The organism is Bradyrhizobium yuanmingense (assembly GCF_900094575.1).
Taxonomy (GTDB): Bacteria; Pseudomonadota; Alphaproteobacteria; order Rhizobiales; family Xanthobacteraceae; genus Bradyrhizobium; species Bradyrhizobium yuanmingense.
In genome coordinates, this window is the sequence record NZ_FMAE01000006.1 from 202,366 (window position 1) to 215,420 (window position 13,055).

14 protein-coding genes are annotated in these 13,055 nt (G+C 65.3%); 7 read left to right on the forward strand and 7 right to left on the reverse strand.

What is annotated here, in order from left to right; translation table 11 throughout:
- Positions 1-75 precede the first annotated feature (75 nt).
- A complete protein-coding gene (locus GA0061099_RS22305; RefSeq protein WP_050996005.1) occupies positions 76-411 on the forward strand; it encodes a putative quinol monooxygenase in 336 nt (111 codons plus the stop codon).
- A 78-nt stretch (positions 412-489) separates the two neighbouring features.
- Here GA0061099_RS22305 and GA0061099_RS22310 read toward each other — a convergent pair whose 3' ends face one another.
- The 5 genes from GA0061099_RS22310 to GA0061099_RS22330 all read right to left on the reverse strand — a co-directional run bounded on the left by GA0061099_RS22310 (position 490) and on the right by GA0061099_RS22330 (position 5,818).
- Entirely contained in the window at positions 490-1,296 is an 807-nt protein-coding gene (locus GA0061099_RS22310; protein WP_036027040.1) for an SDR family NAD(P)-dependent oxidoreductase, read from the reverse strand.
- 93 nt (positions 1,297-1,389) lie between these two features.
- On the reverse strand, positions 1,390-1,803 hold the full coding sequence (locus tag GA0061099_RS22315) for a DUF1850 domain-containing protein (protein ID WP_036027039.1): 414 nt from the start codon (positions 1,801-1,803) through the stop codon (positions 1,390-1,392).
- Complete coding sequence (locus GA0061099_RS22320) at positions 1,764-3,884, reverse strand: TRAP transporter permease (protein ID WP_036027038.1); 2,121 nt, start codon at positions 3,882-3,884, stop codon at positions 1,764-1,766. The genes GA0061099_RS22315 and GA0061099_RS22320 overlap by 40 nt, the downstream gene beginning before the upstream one ends.
- A gap of 162 nt (positions 3,885-4,046) precedes the next feature.
- A complete protein-coding gene (locus GA0061099_RS22325; protein WP_036027036.1) occupies positions 4,047-4,994 on the reverse strand; it encodes a TAXI family TRAP transporter solute-binding subunit in 948 nt (315 codons plus the stop codon).
- 344 nt (positions 4,995-5,338) lie between these two features.
- Positions 5,339-5,818, reverse strand: a complete 480-nt coding sequence (locus GA0061099_RS22330; protein ID WP_036014322.1) for a hypothetical protein — start codon at positions 5,816-5,818, stop codon at positions 5,339-5,341.
- 193 nt (positions 5,819-6,011) lie between these two features.
- On the opposite strand from GA0061099_RS22330, the gene GA0061099_RS22335 reads away from it, so the two are divergent.
- On the forward strand, positions 6,012-6,317 hold the full coding sequence (locus GA0061099_RS22335; RefSeq protein ID WP_036027034.1) for a hypothetical protein: 306 nt from the start codon (positions 6,012-6,014) through the stop codon (positions 6,315-6,317).
- Positions 6,318-6,441: 124 nt separating this feature from the next.
- Here GA0061099_RS22335 and GA0061099_RS22340 read toward each other — a convergent pair whose 3' ends face one another.
- Together GA0061099_RS22340 and GA0061099_RS22345 are read right to left on the reverse strand one after the other, a co-directional pair.
- Complete coding sequence (locus GA0061099_RS22340) at positions 6,442-7,659, reverse strand: hypothetical protein (protein WP_036027032.1); 1,218 nt, start codon at positions 7,657-7,659, stop codon at positions 6,442-6,444.
- A gap of 56 nt (positions 7,660-7,715) precedes the next feature.
- Positions 7,716-8,345 carry an NUDIX hydrolase gene (locus GA0061099_RS22345; protein ID WP_085969228.1) on the reverse strand — a complete coding sequence of 210 codons (630 nt, stop codon included), beginning with the start codon at positions 8,343-8,345 and terminating at the stop codon, positions 7,716-7,718.
- Positions 8,346-8,412: 67 nt separating this feature from the next.
- Here GA0061099_RS22345 and GA0061099_RS22350 point away from each other — a divergent pair, with 67 nt between their 5' ends.
- The 5 genes from GA0061099_RS22350 (at position 8,413) to GA0061099_RS22370 (ending at position 13,019) form a co-directional block, all read left to right on the forward strand.
- Positions 8,413-8,838, forward strand: coding sequence for a PaaI family thioesterase (locus tag GA0061099_RS22350; protein ID WP_036014328.1), 426 nt, complete (start codon positions 8,413-8,415; stop codon positions 8,836-8,838).
- A gap of 297 nt (positions 8,839-9,135) precedes the next feature.
- The gene (locus tag GA0061099_RS22355) at positions 9,136-10,146 is read left to right on the forward strand and encodes an aldo/keto reductase (RefSeq protein ID WP_036027041.1); all 1,011 of its coding nucleotides are present in this window, start codon (positions 9,136-9,138) and stop codon (positions 10,144-10,146) included.
- 12 nt (positions 10,147-10,158) lie between these two features.
- Positions 10,159-11,472 carry a tetratricopeptide repeat protein gene (locus GA0061099_RS22360; protein ID WP_074448047.1) on the forward strand — a complete coding sequence of 438 codons (1,314 nt, stop codon included), beginning with the start codon at positions 10,159-10,161 and terminating at the stop codon, positions 11,470-11,472.
- 224 nt (positions 11,473-11,696) lie between these two features.
- Positions 11,697-12,302, forward strand: a complete 606-nt coding sequence (locus GA0061099_RS22365; RefSeq protein ID WP_244429358.1) for a hypothetical protein — start codon at positions 11,697-11,699, stop codon at positions 12,300-12,302.
- Positions 12,303-12,716: 414 nt separating this feature from the next.
- Complete coding sequence (locus GA0061099_RS22370) at positions 12,717-13,019, forward strand: hypothetical protein (protein ID WP_036027019.1); 303 nt, start codon at positions 12,717-12,719, stop codon at positions 13,017-13,019.
- Positions 13,020-13,055 lie beyond the last annotated feature (36 nt).

Sequence of the window (13,055 nt, forward strand, 5' to 3'; positions counted from 1 at the left end):
CGCACTACGATCTTCATCGAACCATTGCCGCCCAGAGCCGCGCTATCGAATGGAGCATTCTCAAGGAGCTCCATCATGACCGAACAGGCAATGAATCAAGAGGCCGGCCACCCGGCCATCGGCGGCGGACTTCTCGTCGTGGCGCAATGGGAAGCAAAGGCCGAAGAGGTCGACCGGGTTGCTGAAATCCTGCGCGGCTTCCTCCCTCAGGCGCAGCGCGAGCCAGGCGTCAAGCTGTTCCTGATCTCGCGCGCCAAGGACAATCCGGCCCAGTTCCTGTTCTACGAGTTGTTCCGCGACGAAGACGCCTTTAGGGCGCACCAGGAGAGCGCGCATTTCAAGAGCTACATCGCGGAACAGGCGCTGCCGCTGCTAACCAGGCGCGAACGCGCGCAATACGCCCTGCTGTGAATGATCTGCTTCCTCCTTGCGAGCCAGGGCGATCGCCTATGACTCGCAGCGGCGGGCTGCGTGCAAGCTGGGGCTGGATCAAGCCCCGGCCTTGCACGTGATCCCGCCGTCGACAACGAGCTCGATGCCCGTCACGTATTTCGACTCGTCCGAGGCCAGGAACAGCGCGGCGTTGGCGACGTCGAATGCATCGCCCATATGGCCCATCGGCACCTGGGCGTCGCGCGCGCGCCACATCGCCTCGACATCGCCCTTGGCGTAGCTGGCGGCGAGGCCGGCGGAGTGCTCGACCATCGGCGTCTTCATCAGGCCGGGCAGGATCGCGTTGACCCGGACGTGATGGCGCGCGAACTCGATCGCTGTGGTGCGCGTCATCTGGTTCATCGCCGCTTTCGAGGCGCCGTAGGTAACGTAGGAGATGCCCATGTGGCGGATCGAGGCGATCGAGGAGATGTTGATGATCGAACCGCCGCCCTGCTTCACCATGACGGGAACGACGTGCTTCATGGCGAGATAGGCGCTCTTGAGGTTGACGCTGAAGACGCGGTCCCAGCTGTCTTCGCTCACCTCGACGACACTGCCCATCTCGGCGATGCCGACATTGTTGTCGAGCACGTCGATGCGGCCATAGGCCTTGAGGCACGCCGCGACCATCGCCTCGATCTCGGCAGGCCGCGACACGTCGGCCGTGAACGCAATCGCCTTGCCGCCCTCGCCGCTGATGATCCTGGCGGTCTCCTCGGCCGCGGCACCGTTGCGATCGACGCAGAACACCTGCGCGCCCTCGCGCGCAAAGGTCACCGCGGTCGCCTTGCCGTTACCCCAGCCTGGACCGATCGAGCCGGCCCCCACCACCATCGCAACCTTGCCCTTGAGCCGATCCATCGCGTGTCTCCCGTGTTGTTGTTCTTGTAGCTCGGATGGAGCGCAGCGCAATCCGGGGCAGTGGTCCCGGATTACGCTTCCGCTCCATCCGGGCTACGGTTCTTTGCAGACGCTCAACGTGGTCACGTTAGCACCAATGGAATGCCCGACAATCGCCGACAATGTCCGGCACGTCCCGTCATGGCAGAGCAGCCATTCGCCGGCCGCGCCGGAATTGCCGAGCACCAATTCCGGCATCGGCGCACGCTGCGGCCGCCATCGAAACCAGCCGTCGACCAGCCGCGCTTCGGCCGGCGGCTCCATGCCGGGGCCGGTGCCCTTGACGCGGGCCTGCACCAGTTCGAGGCCGGCGGGCGTGAGGCGCCAGTCTTCCTGCCATTCGACCTTCGCGATCGAATGCGTCCAGACAAGCGTGAACGCGGACAGCGTCAGCGCCTTCACACCGCCCGCTGTCGCAAGACAGAGGCTCACACCGCCTCGACCGGCGCCGGCGGACGCTGCCGCCATTGCCACAGCACCAGCGCGGCGGCGAGCACGAAGCCCGCGCTGTCGCTGAAGGGGAATTCGCCGAGCAGGCAGAACGCGGCGCCGAGCGCGACCAGGCGCTCGATCAACGTCAGCCGCGTGAACAGGAAGCCGATCGCGGCCATGCCGAACAGGCCGATCGCCACCAGCGCCTTCAAGCTCGCCAGCGCCACCGCGCCGTAGAAGCCGAGCTTGGCCGCCATGGGATCGCCGGCCTGCAGCATCAAGGCCGGCGAATAGACGAAGATGAAGGGAATGACGTAGCCGGCGAGCGCGATGCGCATCGCCTCCCAGCCGATCTTGTCCGGGTTCTCCTTGGCGATCGGCGCCGCCGCAAGCGCGGCGAGCGCCACCGGCGGCGAGAGGTCGGCCATGATGCCGTAATAGAATGCGAACATGTGGCTCGCGATCAAGGGCACGCCGAGCTTGGCCAGCGCGGGAGCTGCGAGCGCGGCGGTGATGATGTAGGTCGGGATGGTCGGAATGCCGGTGCCGAGCAGGATCGACAGCAGCATGGTCATGACCAGCGCCAGGAACAGGCTCTTCTCGCCGAGCCCGATCACCCAGCCGCCGAAGATGGTGCCGACGCCGGTCTGCGACATCATGCCGATGATGACGCCGACGATCGCGCAGGCCATGCCGACGGTGATGGCGGATTTTGCGCTCTCGGCCAGCGCATCGCGGCAGGCGCGCAACGCCGCGAAGCCGCCGCGTACGAACGCCGTGATCACGATCAGGCCGACCACGACGGTCGCGACCGGCACGATCTGGAGGCCGTCGCGCGACAATGCCGCGACGACGAGCGCGAGCCCGACCCAGAAGATGGTCCGGATCACGTTCGAGGAGGCGCCCGTCGTGATGGCGGTGCCGAGGATCAGCGTCACCGTGAGCGCAAGGCCCATGCTGCCGGCATAGAGCGGCGTAAAACCCTCGAACAGCATGTAGACCAGCGCCGCGAGCGGCAGCACGAGGTACCAGCGCGTCACCAGCGCCTTCCAGGCGCTCGGGATCTCCGAGCGCTTCATGCCGACCAGGCCGTGCTTGCCGGCTTCCAAATGCACCATCCAGAACGCGGAGGCGAAATAGAGGATCGCGGGGATCGCGGCGGCCTTGACGATCTCCGAATATTGCACGCCGAGCGTCTCGGCCATGATGAAGGCGACCGCGCCCATCACCGGCGGCATGATCTGGCCGCCCATCGAGGCCGTCGCCTCGACGCCCGCCGCGAAGGCGCGGCGGTAGCCGAACCTGATCATCAGCGGGATCGTGAACTGGCCGACGGTGACGACGTTGGCGACGCCCGAGCCGGAGATGGTCCCCATCATGCCCGAGGCGAACACCGCGACCTTGGCAGGTCCGCCGCGGGTGCGGCCGAACAGGCCGAGCGAGACGTCGGTGAACAGCTGGATCATGCCGGCGCGCTCCAGGAACGAGCCGAACAGGATGAACAGGAAGATGTAGGTCGCGGAGACGTAGACCGGCACGCCGTAAAAGCCTTCGGTGCCGAACGACAAATGCGTGACGATCTGGTCGAAATCATAGCCGCGATGGTTGAGCGGCGACGGCAGGTACTGACCGAAGAACCAATAGACGAGACACGCACCGCACATCAGCGGCAGCGCCGCGCCCATCAGCCGCCGCGTGCCCTCGAAGATCAGCACCGCGAGTAGGGTGCCGACGGCGAGATCGAGCCTGGTCGGATCGCCATCGCGCGCGATCAGGTCGGCATAGAATATCCATTGGTAGAGACCGCAGTAGAAGCCGGCGGCGCCGATCGCCCAGCCCAGCGCACGGCCGAAATTGCTCTTCGCGGTGAAGTTGGCGATCAGGCCGAAGGTCAGCAGCAGCAGGAATCCGACATGGACGCCGCGCACCACCTGGCTCGGCAGATAGTTGAAGGCGGCGACGTAGAGCTGGAAGATTGCGAACGCGATGCCGATCCAGTAGGCGAGCCGGCCCCACCAGCCCGGGCCGAAGCCTTCTGGGAAGCCATGCTCGAAATTGTCGAACTCGACCTTGACCTTGTCTGGCGCGATCTCAGTCCCCTCTGCCTTTTCCAGCATCTCAGCCCATCCCCAATCGTCGAGCGCTTGTAGCATTGGCACGGTATGTCCCGAGCCGTCATGCCCGGGCTTGTCCCGGGCATCCACGAAACTTCCATGCACAGCCGCAGAACGTGGATGGCCGGGACAAGCCCGGCCATGACGTCCGACGACAGGAGCTGATTACTTGATCAGCCCCTTTTCCTTGTAATAGCGGATCGCGCCGGGGTGCAGCGGGACCGGGCTGCCGGTGGCGGCGGTCTCGAGCTTGATCTCCTTGCCGGCCGCGTGCGCAGTGACAAGTTCGGGCAGCGATTCATAGACCAGCTTGGTCATCTGATAGGCGAGATCGTCCGAGACGGCGGAGCTGGTGACCAGATAATTGATCACGGCCGCAGTCGGCACGTCCTTGTCCTGGCCGGTATAGGTGTTGGCCGGAATAGTCGCCGCCACGAAGGGCGGGCCGATCTTGTCGACGGTCTCCTTCGGCACCGACACCACCGTGATCGGGCTCGAGGTCGAGAGGTCCTTCAGCGAGGCGACACCGAGCCCGGCCGATTGCAGCGTGGCGTTGAGCTGCCGGTTCTTCATGAGATCGACGGATTCGGCGAACGGCAGATATTCGACCTTGCCGAGCTCCTTGTAGCTCATGCCGGCAGCGGCCAGGATCGCGCGGGAGTTCAGCTCGGTGCCCGACTTCGGTGCACCGACCGACAGGCTCTTGCCCTTGAGATCGGCGAGCGTCTTGATGCCGCTGTCGGCGGTCGCGACGATCTGGATGTAGTTCGGGTAGATCGCGCCGATGGTGCGGAGCTTGTCGAGTTTGGTCTTGAAGCCCGCCTCCTCCTCGCCCTCCCAGGCGGCTTTCAGCGAGTCGCCCAGCGTGAACGCCAGCTCGCCGCGGCCCTGCTGCAGCAGGATCAGGTTCTCGACCGACGCCTTGGTGGCCTGCACCTGCGTCTTCACGTTCGGAATCTTTTCGCCGTAGATCTTTCCGATCGCGACCCCGAGCGGATAGTAGACGCCGGAGGTGCCGCCGGTCAGCACGTTGATGAAGGATTGCGCCTGGGCGCAAGGTGCCGACGCCGCCAGAGCCAGAGCCGCGGCCGCGCCGAAAATCGTCCGTTTCATGGTTGTTGTTCTCCCCAAACCGGCGGCGAAATTGGCCGGACGAGGGATGCGGGTCAACCCATCCAAAAGGCAAAACAGGACTGCGGCAAAGGGCCGTTCCCGCTGGGTTTTTGGGAACCGGACGGTGCGGCGAGGTGGCGCAGCGGGACTGGAGTCGCGTTAGGTTCGAGTCGGAGCGGCTTGCTCGGTCACCTCTCCCGCTTGCGGGAGAGGTCGCGCCGAAGGCGCGGGTGAGGGTTTTCTCCTCTAGGGGATTGTCCCGATGCGGAGACACCTCTCCCCAGCCCTCCCCCGTAGGCGGGGCAGGGAGCGCACCGTCTACGCAGTGGCTATCGAGCGCTCGCTCACTGGAACGTCATGTCCAGGCATTTGGAGATGTCGGAGCCGAGGCCGGAGGAGATGGTGATGCAGCCGCGCACCTTCTGCGCGCCGACGTCGGCGGCCCAGACCGAATAGCCGCCGGGGCCGAAGAACGAATTGGTGTTCGGCGGCTCGGTCTCGGTGGCGTCGAAATCGTACTTGCCGTCGGTCTCGAAAATGCGCGGTTTCTTGGTGCAGCCGCCGTCGGTCTGGACGTTGATGACTTCCTTGTTGTCGCGGGTCAGCGCCAGGGAGACCTGGCAGCGGAAATATTCCGAGGTCCTGGTGTTGAAGAGATAGGTGTAGGACTTGCAGGTCGCCGTGTTCAGCTTGCCCGGGGCAAGGCCGCGGCTGCACGAAATCCGCTGGTTGTGGCTGAGCCGGTAGTCATCGGCTTGGGCGGCCGGCGCCAGCGCCGTGAGCAACAGCGCGGCAGCCGAGCAGGCTTTGACGACTAGGTTCATTCGAATCATCCCCACCAATATTTTTGTCGAGTTGCGTTCTAAACGGAAAGCGGAACATAGTCGCGAGGGGACGGAGGGAAAATCACAAACTGCTGGGCAAGACGTGATGCGCTGCGGCGCTATCGCAAGTTGACCGGGACGCATCGTTCGTGATTTGTTCAATCATGGAATGTCCCGATCTTGGGAGGATGGGATGACGGCATTTTCAATCAAGACATTTGCAATCGCAGCCGCCCTCGGCGCATTGGCAGCGCCCGCATTGGCGCAAACCGCAGCGACGCCCTGGGAGCTGAAGACCGACACCGGCTACGCCTACGACAGGGAAGGCAAGACCTATTCCTACAAGATGGGGACCAGCAACGCCGGCGAGCTCTTGAAGGGCGCCAAGAAGGTGCCCAAGGGCACGCTGTTCTTCATCGGCCAGAACGGCCAGCTCTACATGCGCACCGGCCCGTATCTGGAGGGTGACGGCAAGTTCAAGTTCGGGCCGGATCAGTAGGGGCCGCGCTCGCAGGCGACAGAGCGTAGGGTGGGCAAAGGCGCGTTAGCGCCGTGCCCACCATCTCATATCGTCGAATCAACAATGGTGGGCACGCTTCGCTTTGCCCACCTGCGCCAGCGTCCTAGAACGCCCCTGCCAATTCCCTTGCGCCGGCTTTGCCGCTGTTCACGTCCATGCGCTCGTCGGTGACGGCCAGCAGCTTCGCCACCGTGTTGTGGCGGATCGCGACCGGGTTGCGCTCATAGCCGCCGCGCTGGAAGAAATTCGAGGTCGGCACCCGCTCGCGCAGCGCCTGCGGCATCGTCACCATGTCAAGGCCGGTGCCGTCGCCGGTGAGGTTCATCATCTCGAGCTCGGCCGCCGACAGCGGGCGCGAGTGTCCCTTGGCGCGGGCGAAATGCACCGAAGTCAGCAGCTTGTGGGTCTGCAGCATCGGTCCGATGTCAACGTCGAGCACCATCGCATGCATGGCCCAGCCCTGCGGGGTGGCGCCCATCTTCTCGTGCTCCGACCAGGTATCGGGCACCGACTTCGCGTGCGCCACCATCTTCTTCAGGACAGTGAGCTTGTGCTCGAGCGCATGCCGCGCCGGTCCAGATGTGCGCGTCACCTTCTCGGACAGCGCGCGGATCAGTTCATGGCCCTGCTCGGCGAGCAGCTCGACGCTGTTGGTGGTGAGCAGCTGGTTGTAGCCCATCGCAGTCGAGATCGCGCGCTTGCCGCCATGCTCGATGCCCGCCTGCACGTCGTAACTGCCGGTGCCGCCGGTCTCGAACGAATAGACCCGCACCGCCTGCTCGCGCGTCAGGCCATGGGCCAGAGCGTAGCGCGCATAGGCGCGCTTGAACTCGAGCTCGCTGGACGGGCGTTGCGGCGTGAACTGGTAGAGTTCCTGCGCCGCACGCAGGAAATCGGCGACCACGGGGATCGGTCTTCTCGCGGGGCGATCCGGCGTTTCCTCCGGCTCCGGATTCACCGGCTTCTTCGGCCCGGTATAGAGCGGCGGATGCTCCAGCACGTAGTCATCGAGCGTGATCTGCTGCCCATTGCGCCGCTTGGCGTTGCGGGCCTTCCGCTTCTCCGAGATCTGGCTCCAATAGGCGCCGGCCTCGGCATCGAAGGCGGCGCGCGCGGCCTGATATTCCGCGAGCTTGCGGCGATATTCGAGCACGGCCGGCGAAGCCCCCGCGCCTTGCGCGAAAAACTGCGACAGCAGCTGGGCGTTGGCATTGCGAACGGCGGGCGACAGCGCGTCGGCCTCGGCGCCGCGCGCCGCAGGCGAGATCAGGACGAGCGCGAGCGGAACCAGCGCCAATTTATTTCGAATCGAATGATGCATGCTGCCTTCTTAGCAGGCATCCGGTAACCGTCGCGTTAACGCGCCGTTTACCATCGTCACGTCCAGGCGAATACCGGCTGTTCCAGGTCGGTGACGCGGGTGTGCCGCCCCGCCAGCACCTCGCGGAACTGGTAGATCAGCGCCGCGGTCGGGGCATGGATCAGGCTCATCTGGTGATGGAAGCGGATCACGCGGCGGCTGCTCTCGGGGATCTCAGTGAAATCGAAGGCATCGTCGCGCTCGATCGTGGCCAGCGCGATGCGATGAACGGAGGCGACCTCATCCGGGTTCGGGCGGATCGCAGCACTGTCGGCCGCCCAGACCACGACCGGCGTGATCAGATAGCCCGAGCGCGTCGGATAATCGTCGAGCAGGCCGAGCACCGCATCGGCTGACAGCGCGAGTGCGAGCTCTTCGTCGAGCTCGCGCAGCGCCGCCTCGACCGGCGTCTCGCCGGCATCGCAGCGTCCGCCGGGCAGCGCCCATTGGCCGCGATGGGCGCGCAGGTGCGAGGCGCGCCTGGTGAGCAGGAAGGCGGTGTCGCCACCGTCGTCGGATTCGGTCAGCGCCAGCACGACCGCGGCGCGCTTCAGCGCCGACGGCTCGGCTGTGACGGGCAGCCGCGCGAAGGCCGCGCAGGCCTCTGCGATATTCCGTCTGGTGGCATCGTCGAACGTTCTCATGATGCTTGACTACACCAGGACTGCATCTGATGAAACGAGGAGACATCGCGTTGCAAGGACGAACGACGACATGACCAGCAAGGCCGCCGCAAGGTTGAAATCAGAGGGCTGGAGCATCCTGGAGACCACGGGCTTCCTGCATCTGATCGGCCCGTTGTGGGAGCGCAAGGTCGACGGCCATTACGAGTTCGCGCTCGCGACCGAGGACAAGCACCACAACCGCCGCGGCATGGTCCAGGGCGGCGTGATGATGACGTTCGCCGATCGCACCTGCGGCATGACGGCCCGTTACGTCTCCGGCAAGGAGTACTTGGCGACGGTGCAGCTCGACACCCATTTCGTCGAGGCCGGCCAGATCGGCGACACCCTGATCTCCCGCCCGCGCGTGGTGCGCTCGACCCGCAGCCTGATCTTCATGAGCACCGAGGTGACCGTGGACGACCGCTGCATCGTGATGGCGAACGGCGTGTTCAAGATCTTGAAGGGGCCGGGGTAGCGGGCGATCAGGCCGGCGCTGCTGCGCGCCACACCCGCAGCCGTCATTCCCCGCGAAGGCGGGGAATCCAGTACGTCGCGGCCCCTCGATCGATCACGACTGTCTCGGCGTACTGGATCGCCCGCCTTCGCGGGCGATGACACTGAATGTGAGGCGCAAACGTGCCCCACCGTCATTGCGAGCGCAGCGAAGCAATCCAGCATCCCTCCGCGGACACATCTCTGGATTGCTTCGCTGCGCTCGCTATGACGGACTTTGCTGGCTATGCTGCCGTCCACCAACATCGAGGACTCGCCCATGCAATACCGCCAGCTCGGCCGCAGCGGCCTCAAGGTCTCGCCGATTTGCCTGGGCACCATGATGTTCGGCGGGCCGACCGATGAGGCCACGTCGAAGCGGATCATCGACAAGGCACGCGATTCCGGGATCAATTTCATCGACACAGCGGACGCTTATTCCAAAGGCGCCTCCGAGGAGGTCGTCGGCCGCGCCATCGCGCGCAATCGTGGTGCCTGGGTGCTTGCCACAAAGCTCGCAAACCCCATGGGGGACGATCCCAATCGCGGCGGGCTGTCGCGGCGCTGGGTGTTGCAGGCGGCGGACGAGAGCTTGATGCGGCTCGGCACCGATCACATCGACATCTACTATCTGCACAAGGAAGACCATGCCACGCCGTTGGAGGAGACGGTGCGCGCCATGAGCGACCTGATCCACGCCGGCAAGGTGCGCTATTTCGGCGTCTCCAACTACCGCGCCTGGCGCGTCGCCGAGATCTGCAACATCTGCGACCGGCTCGGCATCGACCGGCCCGCGGTGAGCCAGCCTTATTACAACGCCATGAACCGCATGCCGGAGGTCGAGCACTTTCCGGCCTGCGCCTATTACGGTCTCGGCATCGTGCCCTACAGCCCGCTTGCGCGCGGCGTGCTCACCGGCAAGTACAGGGTGGATGCAGCGCCCGACAAGGAGACGCGCGCGGGGCGCAACGACACCCGCATGATGCAGACCGAATGGCGGCCGGAATCGCTCCAGCTTGCGCAGGAGATCAAGGCTCACGCCGAGACGAAAGGCATCACCGCCGGCCAGTTCGCGGTCGGCTGGGTGCTCAACTCCGCCTTCGTCTCGTCGGTGATCGCCGGTCCCCGCACCGAGGAGCAATGGGACGGCTACATCAGCGCGCTCGATTATCGTTTCACCGCGGAGGACGAGGCGCTGATCGACCGCCTGGTGACGCCAGGCCATCCCTCGACGCCAGGCTACAATGATCCGGCCTATCCGATCGAAGGCCGCCGCGCGCGGACGGCGTGAGGGGGGCCTTCGATGGCGCTTCAAGACCGCTACGGCCTGCCGCTCTCCACCACCTCGCACGAGGCAGCATCCGCCTATCGCGACGGCGTCGACCTCATGCTCGCGGGCTGGACCGGCACGGCGGAGATGCTGGAGCGCGCGATCGCGGCCGACCCTGATTTCGCGCTGGCCCACATCGCCCGCGGCCGCGTTCATGCATTCTACCAGCAGGGCGATCTCGCGCGGCAAAAGGCGGCACGCGCGCGCGAGCTCGTGGCCGGGCGCGGCAGCGAGCGCGAGCGCTCGCATGTCGAGACGCTGGCGCTCGCGATCGAGGGCCGGCTGCCGGAGGCGATCGCATCGACGCTGAAGCATATCGACGCATGGCCCCGCGACGCATTGGTGCTGTCGCTGCCGCTTGGCGCGTTCGGCCTGTTCGCCTTCTCAGGCATGGCCGATCACGACCGCGCCCGGCACGAGCTCTGCGAACGCGTCGCCCCACATTACGGCGAGGACTGGTGGTTCCTCACCATGTCCGGCTGGGCGATGACGGAGAATGGCGACGTCGCGCGCGGCCGCGCCGTCACCGAGCGCGGCTTCCATCTGCGCCGGGAAAATGCCCACGCCGCGCACGCGGTGCTGCATGCGATGTTCGAGGATGGATCGACCGAGGACGCCGATCGTCTCGTCGACGAATGGCTGCCGGCTTATGACCGCTCCGGAATCCTCCACGGCCATATCCGTTGGCATCAGGCGCTCGGCGCGCTCGAGCATGGCGATGCGGCGCGGGCGCTCGCGATCTATGCCGACGTGCTTCGGCCCACTGCCACGCAGGCGCCGCCGCTCAACGTCATCACCGACAGCGCTTCGCTGCTGTGGCGCCTGTCGATGTACGGTCATGCGGTACCGAAGGCGCTGTGGCAGGAAGCCGACGCCGCCGCGCAAAAACTGTTTCCGAAATCGAGTCTGTCCTTTGCCGACGTCCACATGGCGCTATTCGCAGCCGCGACGCAGAATCGCGAAGCGCTCGCCGCCCGCCTTGCGGCGATCGAGCAGCGGCTGGCCGACGGCAAGCTGCCGGCGGGCCCTGTGGTGCCGGCGATCTTCCGCGCACTCGCGGCTTTCGCCGATGAGGATTACCGGACTTGCGTGCAGATGCTCGCGCCGGTGCTCGGCGCAGTCGTGCGCATCGGCGGCAGCCACGCCCAGCGCGAGCTGATCGAGGACACCTATATCGTCGCGCTCATGCGCAGCGGTGAGCTGCCCCGCGCCCGCGCCGTGCTGGACGCCCGCCTCCACCGCCGCCCCTCCTTCCGCGACAGGCGCTGGCAGGCGGCGATGGGTTAGGTTATTGTTTGAGCATGAGCCTTTCGGAAAACCGCTACGCACTTTTCCGGATCATGCCACGAAAAAAACACCGCCCTGATGGCATGTGCCCGCCGGGACGGATCGGGCGATTTGGACGAATCGCCCTCGGGGTTGACGCGGTGATATTCCAGACGGGATTTGCAGCACAAACGGGATCGCAACCAACTTGCGGTTCGATGGTTACGGTGCGGAACTCTTCCGCCATGGCCCCCTGGCTCATGAGCCCGACGACGCGCCTTCGCCGATTGGTCCTCGCCGCGTTGCTCGTGATCGCGGCAAGTCCTTGTTTTGCCGAGACTTCCAAACCCGTTCCGGTCAACAATCCGCCCGCGCAGCCGAACGCCTTCATCGATCTCCTGGCGCTGATGTCCGGCCACTGCAAGACGTTCAGAGTCGCCGGCCGCACCTTGCCGTGCAAGACGGTGGCCTATGCCCATGGCGACACGGGACGGGTCAATTTCGCGGTCGCGGTCGACGATCCCTCCGATGACAGCCACGTGGTGTCGTTCTCCGGCGAGAACGGCAAGCGCGCCGACGACAATTCCTACGAGCTGCGGATCGACCGCGTGCTGCTCAACTCCAAGAACCGCCCCAAGGTCGACGGCCTGCCCGTGCCCGCCGAGCAGACCTCGACCGGCATCTGCCGGCAGACCGGCAACTTCGCCGCCAGAAAGGTGAAAGACGTCACCTGCTCGGCGACCGATAGCGAGGGCCGCAAATACGAGCTGCTGTTCGTCTCCGACGGCACCCCGGTCAGCGTGCGCCGCATCCGTCAGTCGGCCCCGTCGATCCAGGACCCGTTCAAGTAGGTCCGTGTCCGCTGGCGTCAACGTGTACGATCGCGCTGATGCCACGGAGCCCTGGCACTGCGCTCAGCTATCACGGTCGTACATTCATCGCAGACAGGATGCGATCCTCGCTGCGCTCTCCGAGCGACACCGCTTTCCTAATCCGCATCCGTGCCAGTTGCGAAAATCTACATGCGCCACTCTCGTGTCCCGGACTCGCACCGCATCGTCGAAGAGAAGCTGCGCCGCGTTCGGGGCGCGAGTCGCAGGCCATGCCTCTTCATGCGACGATAGATCGCGCGGCCTTCGCTCGTTCACAAACGTTAACGTGCGTTCATCGGGGAACTGAAAATCTGCGTCGTTTCGACGCCCGCAGTGGCTGGAACGCGCGGGATACTCATGTGTTGTCACACGACCTTCAACTGGAGTGATGACATGAAATATCTCATTGCCGCGATCGCCCTTGGTGCTGCGGCGTTGGCCGGTGGATCGGCGAGCGCGGCCGGCAATACAAGTGCCAAGCAGACCGCGCAGGAAAGCCAGACCACCGACATCAGCGCGCACCGCAGGCATTACCGCCACCATCATCATTGGCGGCATCATCACGGCTATTACCGGCCGTATTACAGGAGCTACGGTTATTACCCGCGGCACCACGGCTATTACGGCGGCGGGCCCTACGGCTATTACGGCGGAGGCCCCGGCGTGACGTTCAGCTTCGGCGGCGGCCGCTGGTAAGATCTGGAGAGACACGCGACGAGAGGCCCGCATCAG

What these genes read in the sequence shown, in the direction of transcription:
- GA0061099_RS22305 (WP_050996005.1), top strand. Translation starts at nt 76, where the DNA reads ATGACCGAACAGGCAATGAATCAAGAGGCCGGCCACCCGGCCATCGGC.
- GA0061099_RS22310 (WP_036027040.1), bottom strand. Translation starts at nt 1,296, where the DNA reads ATGGATCGGCTCAAGGGCAAGGTTGCGATGGTGGTGGGGGCCGGCTCG.
- GA0061099_RS22315 (WP_036027039.1), bottom strand. Translation starts at nt 1,803, where the DNA reads ATGGCGGCAGCGTCCGCCGGCGCCGGTCGAGGCGGTGTGAGCCTCTGT.
- GA0061099_RS22320 (WP_036027038.1), bottom strand. Translation starts at nt 3,884, where the DNA reads ATGCTGGAAAAGGCAGAGGGGACTGAGATCGCGCCAGACAAGGTCAAG.
- GA0061099_RS22325 (WP_036027036.1), bottom strand. Translation starts at nt 4,994, where the DNA reads ATGAAACGGACGATTTTCGGCGCGGCCGCGGCTCTGGCTCTGGCGGCG.
- GA0061099_RS22330 (WP_036014322.1), bottom strand. Translation starts at nt 5,818, where the DNA reads ATGAACCTAGTCGTCAAAGCCTGCTCGGCTGCCGCGCTGTTGCTCACG.
- GA0061099_RS22335 (WP_036027034.1), top strand. Translation starts at nt 6,012, where the DNA reads ATGACGGCATTTTCAATCAAGACATTTGCAATCGCAGCCGCCCTCGGC.
- GA0061099_RS22340 (WP_036027032.1), bottom strand. Translation starts at nt 7,659, where the DNA reads ATGCATCATTCGATTCGAAATAAATTGGCGCTGGTTCCGCTCGCGCTC.
- GA0061099_RS22350 (WP_036014328.1), top strand. Translation starts at nt 8,413, where the DNA reads ATGACCAGCAAGGCCGCCGCAAGGTTGAAATCAGAGGGCTGGAGCATC.
- GA0061099_RS22355 (WP_036027041.1), top strand. Translation starts at nt 9,136, where the DNA reads ATGCAATACCGCCAGCTCGGCCGCAGCGGCCTCAAGGTCTCGCCGATT.
- GA0061099_RS22360 (WP_074448047.1), top strand. Translation starts at nt 10,159, where the DNA reads ATGGCGCTTCAAGACCGCTACGGCCTGCCGCTCTCCACCACCTCGCAC.
- GA0061099_RS22365 (WP_244429358.1), top strand. Translation starts at nt 11,697, where the DNA reads ATGGCCCCCTGGCTCATGAGCCCGACGACGCGCCTTCGCCGATTGGTC.
- GA0061099_RS22370 (WP_036027019.1), top strand. Translation starts at nt 12,717, where the DNA reads ATGAAATATCTCATTGCCGCGATCGCCCTTGGTGCTGCGGCGTTGGCC.